Below are 9,523 nucleotides of genomic sequence, written 5' to 3'. Positions count from 1 at the left end.
CCCGGGGCGGTGATCGCCCCGGGCCGCGGGCGGCTACCTGGTCAGGCCCGCCCGGCGCAGCGCGTCGGCCATCGCGCTGTTGGCGGGTGCCTGGGCGCCGCCGCCCTGGCCGCCGCCGCGGCGGTCCTGGCGGGGCGGGCGCTGGCCGCGGTCGCGCTCCCGGTCGCGCCGTGCGCCGCCCCCGTCGCCGCCGGAGCGCGGGGCGGTGTCGTCGTCGAGCCGGAGGGTGAGGCCGATCCGCTTGCGCGGCACGTCGACGGTGGTGACCTTGACCCGGACGACGTCGCCGGGCTTGACGACCTCGCGCGGGTCCTTGACGAAGTTCTTGGAGAGCGCGGAGACGTGCACCAGGCCGTCCTGGTGGACGCCGATGTCGACGAAGGCGCCGAACGCGGCGACGTTGGTGACGACGCCCTCCAGCACCATGCCGACCTCCAGGTCGCCGATCTTGTCGACGCCCTCCTTGAAGGTGGCGGTCTTGAACGCCGGGCGCGGGTCGCGCCCGGGCTTGTCGAGCTCGCCGAGGATGTCGGTGACGGTCGGCACGCCGAAGGTGTCGTCGGCGAAGTCCGCCGGGCGCAGCGCCCGCAGCGCGGAGCTGTTGCCGATCAGCGCGGTCAGGTCGCCGCCGGTGGCGGCGAGGATCCGGCGGACGACCGGGTAGGCCTCGGGGTGCACGGCGGAGGCGTCGAGCGGGTCGTCGCCGCCGGGGATCCGCAGGAAGCCCGCGCACTGCTCGAAGGCCTTGGGGCCGAGTCGGGCGACGTCCTTGAGCGCCCGCCGGGTGCGGAAGGGGCCGTTGGCGTCGCGGTGGGCGACGATGTTGTCGGCGAGCGTGCCGGTGATGCCGGAGACCCGGGTGAGCAGCGGCGCGGAGGCGGTGTTGACGTCGACGCCGACGGCGTTGACGCAGTCCTCGACGACGGCGTCCAGCGAGCGGGAGAGCTTCACCTCGCTGAGGTCGTGCTGGTACTGGCCGACGCCGATCGACTTGGGGTCGATCTTGACCAGCTCGGCCAGCGGGTCCTGCAGGCGGCGGGCGATGGAGACGGCTCCGCGGATGGAGACGTCCAGGCCGGGCAGCTCCTGGGAGGCGAACGCGGAGGCCGAGTACACGGAGGCGCCGGCCTCGGAGACCATCACCTTGGTGAGCGGCAGCTCGGGGTGGCGCTTGATCAGGTCCTCGGCGAGCTTGTCGGTCTCGCGGGAGGCGGTCCCGTTGCCGATCGCGACCAAGTCGACGGCGTGCTTCTTCGCCAGGGCGGCGAGCGTGGCGAGCGCGGCGTCCCACTTGTTGGCGGGCTGGTGCGGGTAGATCGTGTCGTGGGCGACGACCTTGCCGGTGGCGTCGACGACGGCGACCTTGACGCCGGTGCGGAAGCCCGGGTCGAGGCCCATGGTGGCGCGGGTGCCGGCCGGGGCCGCGAGCAGCAGGTCGCGCAGGTTGGCGGCGAAGACGCGCACCGCCTCGTCCTCGGCCTCCTGGCGCAGCCGGGTGCGCAGGTCGATGCCGAGGCGGACGAGGATGCGGGTGCGCCAGGCCCAGCGGACGGTGTCGGTGAGCCACTTGTCGGCGGGCCGGCCGCGGTCGGCGATGCCGAAGCGGGCGGCGATCCGCTGCTCGTAGTCGTTCTCGCCGGGCAGGTCGCCGTCCTCGCCGTCGTACGGGGAGAGGTCGAGGTCGAGGACCTCCTCCTTCTCGCCGCGGAGCATGGCCAGGATGCGGTGCGAGGGGAGCTTGGTGTACGGCTCGGCGAAGTCGAAGTAGTCGGCGAACTTGGCGCCGTCCTGCTCCTTGCCGGCCCGGACGGTGGCGACGATCCGGCCCCGGGTCCACATCCGCTCGCGGAGCGAGCCGACCAGGTCGGCGTCCTCGCCGAAGCGCTCGACCAGGATGGCGCGGGCGCCCTCGAGGGCGGCGGCGGTGTCGGCCACGGACTCGTTCAGGTAGCCGCCGGCGAGGGCGGCCGGGTCCTGGCCGGGGTCGGCGAGCAGGGTGTCGGCGAGCGGCTCCAGGCCGGCCTCGCGGGCGATCTGCGCCTTGGTGCGCCGCTTGGGCTTGAAGGGGAGGTAGATGTCCTCCAGGCGCGCCTTGGAGTCGGCGGCGAGGATCTGGGCGCGCAGCGCGTCGTCCAGCTTGCCCTGGGCCTCGACGGACTCCAGGACGGCGGTGCGGCGCTCCTCCAGCTCGCGCAGGTAGCGCAGCCGCTCCTCCAGGGTGCGCAGCTGGGCGTCGTCGAGTGCGCCGGTGGCCTCCTTGCGGTAGCGGGCGATGAAGGGCACGGTCGAGCCGCCGTCGAGCAGGTCGACGGCCGCCTTCACCTGCCCCTCGCGGACGCCCAGCTCTTCGGCGATCTTGCGTTCGACCGGCATGGTCACGGAGCCTGCCACCTTCTCCCGGGGTTCCTCCTGGTACGCCCTGCATTCTGGCAGGTGCGGGCGGCGGGATCGGGCCGGACCGTGTCCTGCGGGCGTGGTGGCGCGTTGTGCTGAGGGCCGGTGACACACGGTTGTGCGACAGTCACCGAGCCCGATTTGTCTGATATGAGATAGATCACAGCACGCACCTTCCCGTGGAGGCGATGGTGGCTCAGGCCCCGACACCGGTCACCCAGTGGGGGATGCCCCTGGCCGGTCCGTTCCGCTGGACGAGGCCCGCCACCTGGCCGCGCGAGGCTCTCGCGCTGGCCGGGTACTGGGTCGCCAGCCGACTGGTCATGATCGGCATGCTGCGCTCGGGCAAGGCCGAGCAGGCCATCGAGGTCCACCGGACGTACTACGGCTGGTACGAGGTGCTGCGCCAGGGCCACTTCCCGGTCGGCGACGTGACCTGGCAGTACCCGCCGGGAGCGGCGCTGGCGATGCTGGCCCCGGGGATGCTGCCGTTCCTCACCTATCTGCAGGCCTTCGCGGTGCTGATGCTGGTGACCGACGCGATCACCCAGGCCGCCCTGGTGCGGGTCTCGCTGCGGCGCAACGGCGGGGTGCACCGCGGCCGGTCCACGGCCGGCGCCTGGATGTGGGCGCTGTCGCTGCCGCTGCTGCTGGGCATGCCGTTCGGCCGCTACGACCTGCCGGTCACCGCGCTGGCGATGGCGGCGCTGCTGCTGATGCCGAGCCGGCCGCGGGCGGGCGGGGCGCTGGCCGGGATCGGCGCGATGGTCAAGGTCTGGCCGGCGCTGGTGGTGCTGGGCGCGCCGCGCGGCCGCGGCACCCGGCAGGCCTGGGTGTCGATGTGCCTGTCGGCGGCGGCGCTGCTGCTGGTCCTGGTCACGCTCTTCGACGGCACCCTGGACTTCCTGACCGCGCAGCGCGGCCGCGGCGTGGAGATCGAGTCGCTGGGCGGGAGCATGCTCCAGGTCGCCCGGGAGCTCGGCTGGCCGGGCGAGGTGGAGATGCACTACGGCTCGCTGGAGTTCCTCGGCCCGCACGTGGACCTGATCGCCCGGGTCTCGCTGCTGCTGACGGCGGTGGCCTTCGGCTGGCTGCTGCTGTGGCGCTTCCGGGCCCGCCGCTGGAACCCGGCCCTGCCGTACGACGCGGCGCTGACCGCGGTGCTGCTGTTCACCGTCACCAGCCGGGTGATCAGCCCGCAGTACCTCATCTGGCTCATCGGCCTGGCCTCGGTCTGCCTGACCGTCCGGGGCTCCTCGCAGCGGCCGGTCGCGGTGGTCATCCTGCTGACGGCGGGCGTCACCACCATCGACTACCCGCTGTTCTTCGACGCCATGATCAAGGGCGGCTGGCAGCCGGCGCTGGTGATCGTCGCCCGCAACGGCCTGCTGCTCACCGCCTCGTTCTGGTCGGCCGCCCGGCTGTGGAAGGCCTCGGTCTCCCCGGTGCCCGCCCTCCAGGAGGCCCCGCAGACCCGGCGGGGTCCGATCCGGGTGGCCTGACGACCCACCGCGCCGCACGCCCGGCCCGGCCGCGGGTCACCAGGCCGGGCGCAGCCGTCCGCCCGGGCCGAGCGCGGCGACGGTCGCGAGGTCGGCGGTCAGCCGCTGCAGGCCCGCCCCGCCGAGCGCCTCGGCCCAGGGGCGGACGGCGTCCGCCGCGGCTTCGTCCGCGGCCCGGGTGCAGGCCCACCCGCGCTCGGTGAGGGCGACCAGCCGGGCGCGTGCGTCGGCGGGGTGGGGGCGGCGCTCGACATAGCCCTTGCGGACGAGCTCGTCGACCATCTGACTGGCGGCCTGCTTGGTGACGCCGAGGTGGTCCGCGAGGTCACCGACGGTCGCGCCGTCCGGGGCCAGCCGGGCGAAGGCGAAGCCGTGCGCGGGCCGCACGTCGGTGAAGCCGCGGTCGCGGACCCCCGCGTCGATCGCGCCGACCAGATCGGCGGCGAGGCCGAGCACGAGGGGGGGCAGGCTGCGGGCGGGGTTCTGGTCCACGGCCGCAGTGTAGGCGGCCCGGCGGCCCCGGCGGGCTCGAAATCAGTCAAGCAGCTTGACTATTCGGCGCCCGCGCCGCAGGATCAAGTCAAGCAGGTTGACCACTTTTCCGTACGCGTCCGCCGGCCTCCCCACCCCACCGCACCGAAGGAGCACACCCATGCCCGTCGTCCGCCCCGAGCAGGCCGTCCGCCACGAGACGCACGGCGCCCGCTTCCTGGTCCACGCCTCCCCCGCCACCGGCGCGGCCGTCCTGCGGGCCTGGCGGCTGGAGATCCCCGCCGGCACCGCAGGCGTCGAACACACCATCAGCCACGAGGAGGTGTTCCACCTGCTGGCCGGCTCGGCCGTGGTCGCGATCGACGGCCGGCCCGCGACGCTCGCCGCCGGCGACACCGCCGTCGCCCCGGCCGGCAGCACCCTGCGGGTCGACAACCCGGGGCCCGGGCCCGCGGCGGCCTGGGTCACCACCACCGCCGGCCTGACCGCCACGCTCGCCGACGGCACCGTGATCACTCCGCCCTGGGCGGCCTGACGCGCCGTCGCCGGACCGCACGGCGGCGCCCGGGGCACCGCCCAGCGGACAGATACGCACACGGAGCGTCCGGTGAACCGGGGCCCGCGGGGGCAGAAGGCTGCCGAAGCCCGGGCAGAGCGCCGCGGGCCCGTGAGGAGGTCCTGCGATGCGGTTGCCGACGCGCGGTCGGCGGTACGAGCCCGACGAGCCGTCCGCGGACGAGGGCGAGGAGACACCGGACGCACCCCCGCGCCGCCACCACCCCGCCGGCGGCCGCCGCCGGGGCATCCCCTGGTACATCGGGCTGCCGGTCACCCTGGCGGTGATCGCGGCGGTCTTCCTGGCCGCCGCCCGGCTGCAGCTGCTGCCTGGACTGCCGAACCCGTTCGCCGAGCACCAGGTCGACCGGAGCCAGCCGGCCGTGCTCCGGTCGATCCAGGACATGAGCCGCTACACGGCGGCGACCGGCAACTTCCAGGTGATCGTCGACCTGGACCAGGAGGCCAGGTTCCTGCCGTCGCAGATCCTGGGCAAGCGCACCCTGTACGTCGCCGCCGGCACCGTCGGCGCCTACGTCGACCTGGGTGCACTCGCCGACGGCTCGGTGAAGGTGTCGGACGACCGGCGCACGGCGACCGTCGTCCTGCCGCACGCCCGGCTCGCCGACCCGGCCCTGGACGTCCGCCGGTCGTACGTCTTCGCCCAGCAGCGCGGGCTGTTCGACCGGATCGGCGACTTCTTCTCCGGCAACCCCGGCGACCAGCAGAAGCTGGAGGTGCTGGCCACCGAGAAGATCACCGCGGCGGCCAAGGACACCGCGCTGGCCTCGACCGCGGAGGCCAACACCCGGAACATGCTCCAGGGCCTGCTGCGGTCCCTGGGGTTCACCTCGGTGACGGTCACGGTCGGGCCCTGAGCCACGGCCGGTGGGTCCGGCCCGCCCCGGCTTGTCCAGGGCCGGGCGGGCCGCCCTCCACGCATCCTCCGGCGATGCCCGGACCGGCGGACGCTGCGCCCGGCGGGCGCGGCACGGCGGGCGGGCTGCAGACCGCAGCACTTATGCATGCACCATACAACCATCCTCCCGCACGGAGAACCCCCCCGATCCGTGAGCCGCGCCACCCCCGCGGCCGACCGGGCCGGGGCACGCCCCGGCCCTCCGCTCAACCCTCGTCGTCGTGCCGGCTGCCCGCACGCGCGGCGGCCAGGAAGAGGATCAGCGCCAGGACCGAACAGCCCAGCACGCCGGCGACCACATAGCCCACGGTCGTGGACCTCCTTCCGTTCACGCACAGTCTCGGCACGCCGGCCGGGCACCCTGAGCCGGCCCCGGCGATTTCACCCGCACAGGGAGCACCGCGCGGCCTCGCGCCGCCTCTTTCGGGGGACGGGTTCGGGCCGCGGGCCGCACGGATCCGGCCAAGCCCGCACCGCCCCGACAAGCCTGCTCCGTATGCGACTTGGCATGAGCTAGATTGAAATCGGTTGACCGAAGCAACTGCCCACTCCTCCCACCCGAGGTGCTAGATGCAGGTGACCGTCGATCAGGACCGCTGCTGCGGATCGGGCCAGTGCGTCCTGACCGCCCCCGCGGTGTTCGACCAGAGCGAGGACGACGGCCTCGTCCGGCTCCTGCGGGAGCGCCCCGCGCCGGACGGGCAGAGCTCCGTCCGCCTCGCCGCCGCCCTCTGCCCCGGCGGTGCCATCAGCATCCGGGAGACCTGACTCCCGCGCACCTCGACCGACCGTCAGGGCTGCTCGCCGCGCAACGACCGCACGCGGAAGGACCGGCATGACCACCGCACCCCCTCGGCACGACACCACCGGCCCCGTCCCGGCCGCCCCGGCCGCCCGGGACGCCGGCTGTCCGTTCGCTCCCCCGCCCGCCTACCGGGACGCCCACCGCGAGGCGGGGCCGGTCAGCCGGATCTCGCTCTGGGACGGCACCTCCTGCTGGCTGGTCACCGGCCACCCGCAGGTGCGGGCCGTGCTCGGCGACCAGCGCTTCAGCGCCGACGCCCGGCACCCCGGCTTCCCCTTCCTCTCCCCCGGCCGCCGCGAACTGGTGAACCGGGCCACCCCGACCTTCATCCGCCTCGACGACCCCGAGCACGCGCGCCAGCGCCGCATGCTCACCGGCGACTTCATCGTCAAGCGGATCGAGGCGATGCGCCCGGAGATCCAGCGGCTGGTGGACGACGCCCTGGACACGATGATCGCGCACGGCTCGCCCGCCGACCTGGTCGACGCCTACGCCCTGCCGGTGCCCTCGCTGGTCATCTGCCACCTGCTCGGCGTCCCGTACGCCGACCACGGCTTCTTCCAGAGCCGCAGCCGGGCCCTGCTCGACCTGACCGGACCGGCCGAGACGGTCGGCACCGCGCATCGCGAACTCACCGCGCACCTCACCGAACTGGCCGCCAGCAAGGCACGCGAACCCGACGACACCCTGCTCGGCCGCCTGGTCGCCCGCCCCGACGTGACCCTGGCCGAGGCGGCCTCGATGGGCCTGCTGCTGCTGGTCGCCGGTCATGAGACCACCGCCAACATGACGGCCCTGGGGACCCTCGCGCTGCTGCGCCACCCCGCGCAGGCGGCCCGGCTGCGCGCCGAACCCGCGCTGGTCAAGGGCGCGGTGGAGGAGCTGCTGCGCTACCTGACGGTGGTGCACCTGGGCGTGCCGCGGGTGGCGGCCGAGGACGTCGAGCTCGACGGCCTGACGATCCGCGCCGGCGAGGGCGTGCTCTGCATGCTCTCCACCGCCAACCGCGACGAGCCGGCCTTCCCGGACGGCGACCGCCTCGACGTCACCCGCGACGCCCGGCGCCACTTCGCGTTCGGCTTCGGGGTGCACCAGTGTCTGGGCCAGCCGCTCGCGCGGGTCGAGCTGCAGATCGCCCTGGAGACCCTGCTGCGCCGGCTCCCGGAGCTGCGGCTGGCGGTGCCCTTCGAGGAACTCCGGTACCGGACCGACATGGTGGTGTACGGCGTCCAGGAGCTGCCGGTGGCCTGGTGAGGCGCCCGTCGGGGCCTCAGCCGAGCGGCTCGATGTCCCGGTGCGCGGCGGCCAGCAGCAGGTAGCCCTCGCCGTTCGCCCTGATCCCGGCGCGCTCGTCCTCGGTGAGCTCGCGGCGGACCTTCGCCGGGACGCCCGCGACCAGCGAGCCGGGCGGAACCTCGGTGCCCTGGGTGACCACGGCTCCGGCGGCGATCAGCGAACCGGCGCCGATCCGGGCGCCGTTGAGGACGGTCGCCCCCATCCCGACCAGCACGTCGTCGGCGACCGTGCAGCCGTGCAGGACGGCGTTGTGGCCGACCGAGACCCGCTCGCCGAGCCGCAGCGGGAAGCCCGGGTCCGCGTGCAGCGTGCAGTTGTCCTGGATGTTGCTGCCTGCGCCGACCGTGATGGTCTCGGCGTCGCCGCGCAGCACCGCGCCGTACCAGACGCTCGCCCCGGCGGCGACGGTGACGGCACCGACCACCACCGCGCCCGGCGCCACGAAGGCGCCCGGGTCGACCGCGGGGACCAGGCCCCCGACTGCGGCGATCAGCGGCTCTGCCATGGTCGTTCCTCCTGTGCCGGGGGTGGTGCGGGCCGGGGTGGTGCGGGGTGTGCTCGCACCGGCGGGCGGGTGCCCGGCGGGCGGGGTGCGGGGTCTCGGTGCGGCCGGTGGCCGGCGGGCCGGTCAGCCCTCGTACGGCAGGAGCTCGGGGCGCTTGGGCGGGCGGCCGTCGCCGGACGAGCGGCCGGTGAGCCGGCGGCCGATCCAGGGGCCGAGGTGGGTGCGCAGCCAGCGCAGGTCGGCGCGGAGCTTCGCGGCGCGTCCGGCCGGGGCGGCGGGCGGCAGCGGGGTGCGCCAGTCCTCGGCGGACGGCCGGCCGAGGGCCTCCAGCACGGCGAGCGCGACCCGGCGGTGCCCCTCCGGGGAGAGATGGAGCCGGTCCTCGGCCCAGAGCCGGGCGTCGTCGAAGCACGGGGCGGTGAAGAGGTCGACCACCACGGCCCGGCCGCCGCTGTCCCGGGCGATGCCCTCGACGAAGGCCTTGAGCTCCAGGATGGCCGGCAGCAGCCGGGTGCCGCCGGGCATCCGGCGGGCGGGGTCGGTGCTGGTGAACATCACCACGGTCGCGCCGCCGGCGAGCAGCGCCTCGGCCGCCGCGCCGAGCCGCCCGCGCACCAGGGCGATGTCACAGCCCGGGCGCAGCACGTCGTTCAGGCCGCCGGCGAGGGTGATCAGCTCGGCGTCCATGGCGGCGGCCGAGGGCACCTGCTCGTCGCAGATCTGGCCGATCAGCTTGCCGCGGACGGCGAGGTTGGCGTACCGGAAGCCGCCGTCCGGCCGCTCGGCGGCGAGCGCCGCGGCGACCCGGTCGGCCCAGCCGCGGAAGTGGCCGTCGGGCAGCAGGTCGTCGCACATGCCCTCGGTGAAGGAGTCCCCGACGGCGACGTAGCTGGTGAAGCTGCGGCGGGTGTCGGCAGCGGTGGTGTGGGGGTGCGTGTTCTCCATGGCCCGACGATGGTACGCGCATCGCGAACTCACCGCGCACCTCACCGAACTGGCCGCCAGCAAGGCACGCGAACCCGACGACACCCTGCTCGGCCGCCTGGTCGCCCGCC

The 9,523-nt window shown here is 74.8% G+C and carries 9 protein-coding genes; 5 read left to right on the top strand and 4 right to left on the bottom strand.

Going from position 1 to position 9,523, the window contains the following annotated elements; all coding sequences use genetic code 11:
• Positions 1-33: 33 nt before the first annotated feature.
• The gene (locus ACFV0G_RS27180; RefSeq protein WP_380553291.1) at positions 34-2,373 is read right to left on the bottom strand and encodes a Tex family protein; all 2,340 of its coding nucleotides are present in this window, start codon (positions 2,371-2,373) and stop codon (positions 34-36) included.
• A 209-nt stretch (positions 2,374-2,582) separates the two neighbouring features.
• Here ACFV0G_RS27180 and ACFV0G_RS27175 point away from each other — a divergent pair, with 209 nt between their 5' ends.
• Positions 2,583-3,896: a glycosyltransferase 87 family protein gene (locus ACFV0G_RS27175; protein ID WP_380553288.1), complete on the top strand. Its 1,314-nt coding sequence runs from the start codon at positions 2,583-2,585 to the stop codon at positions 3,894-3,896.
• Between the two features lie 36 nt (positions 3,897-3,932).
• Here ACFV0G_RS27175 and ACFV0G_RS27170 read toward each other — a convergent pair whose 3' ends face one another.
• Positions 3,933-4,388, bottom strand: a complete 456-nt coding sequence (locus ACFV0G_RS27170; RefSeq protein WP_380553285.1) for a MarR family winged helix-turn-helix transcriptional regulator — start codon at positions 4,386-4,388, stop codon at positions 3,933-3,935.
• Between the two features lie 160 nt (positions 4,389-4,548).
• Here ACFV0G_RS27170 and ACFV0G_RS27165 point away from each other — a divergent pair, with 160 nt between their 5' ends.
• From ACFV0G_RS27165 to ACFV0G_RS27150, 4 genes are all read left to right on the top strand, one after another.
• The gene (locus tag ACFV0G_RS27165) at positions 4,549-4,923 is read left to right on the top strand and encodes a cupin domain-containing protein (protein WP_380553282.1); all 375 of its coding nucleotides are present in this window, start codon (positions 4,549-4,551) and stop codon (positions 4,921-4,923) included.
• 148 nt (positions 4,924-5,071) lie between these two features.
• Positions 5,072-5,821 carry a DUF4230 domain-containing protein gene (locus tag ACFV0G_RS27160; RefSeq protein WP_380553279.1) on the top strand — a complete coding sequence of 250 codons (750 nt, stop codon included), beginning with the start codon at positions 5,072-5,074 and terminating at the stop codon, positions 5,819-5,821.
• A gap of 611 nt (positions 5,822-6,432) precedes the next feature.
• On the top strand, positions 6,433-6,630 hold the full coding sequence (locus ACFV0G_RS27155) for a ferredoxin (protein WP_380553276.1): 198 nt from the start codon (positions 6,433-6,435) through the stop codon (positions 6,628-6,630).
• A gap of 67 nt (positions 6,631-6,697) precedes the next feature.
• Positions 6,698-7,921 carry a cytochrome P450 gene (locus tag ACFV0G_RS27150; RefSeq protein WP_380553272.1) on the top strand — a complete coding sequence of 408 codons (1,224 nt, stop codon included), beginning with the start codon at positions 6,698-6,700 and terminating at the stop codon, positions 7,919-7,921.
• Between the two features lie 16 nt (positions 7,922-7,937).
• On the opposite strand, the gene ACFV0G_RS27145 is transcribed toward ACFV0G_RS27150, so the two are convergent.
• A complete protein-coding gene (locus ACFV0G_RS27145) occupies positions 7,938-8,468 on the bottom strand; it encodes a gamma carbonic anhydrase family protein (protein WP_380553269.1) in 531 nt (176 codons plus the stop codon).
• Positions 8,469-8,591: 123 nt separating this feature from the next.
• A complete protein-coding gene (locus ACFV0G_RS27140; RefSeq protein WP_380553266.1) occupies positions 8,592-9,413 on the bottom strand; it encodes an SGNH/GDSL hydrolase family protein in 822 nt (273 codons plus the stop codon).
• Between the last annotated feature and the right edge of the window lie 110 nt (positions 9,414-9,523).

It is taken from the genome of Kitasatospora sp. NPDC059571, assembly GCF_042735675.1.
Lineage (GTDB): Bacteria > Actinomycetota > Actinomycetes > Streptomycetales > Streptomycetaceae > Kitasatospora.
The sequence above is the reverse complement of the archived record's forward strand: the minus strand, read 5'-3'. Positions and strand labels throughout refer to the sequence as shown.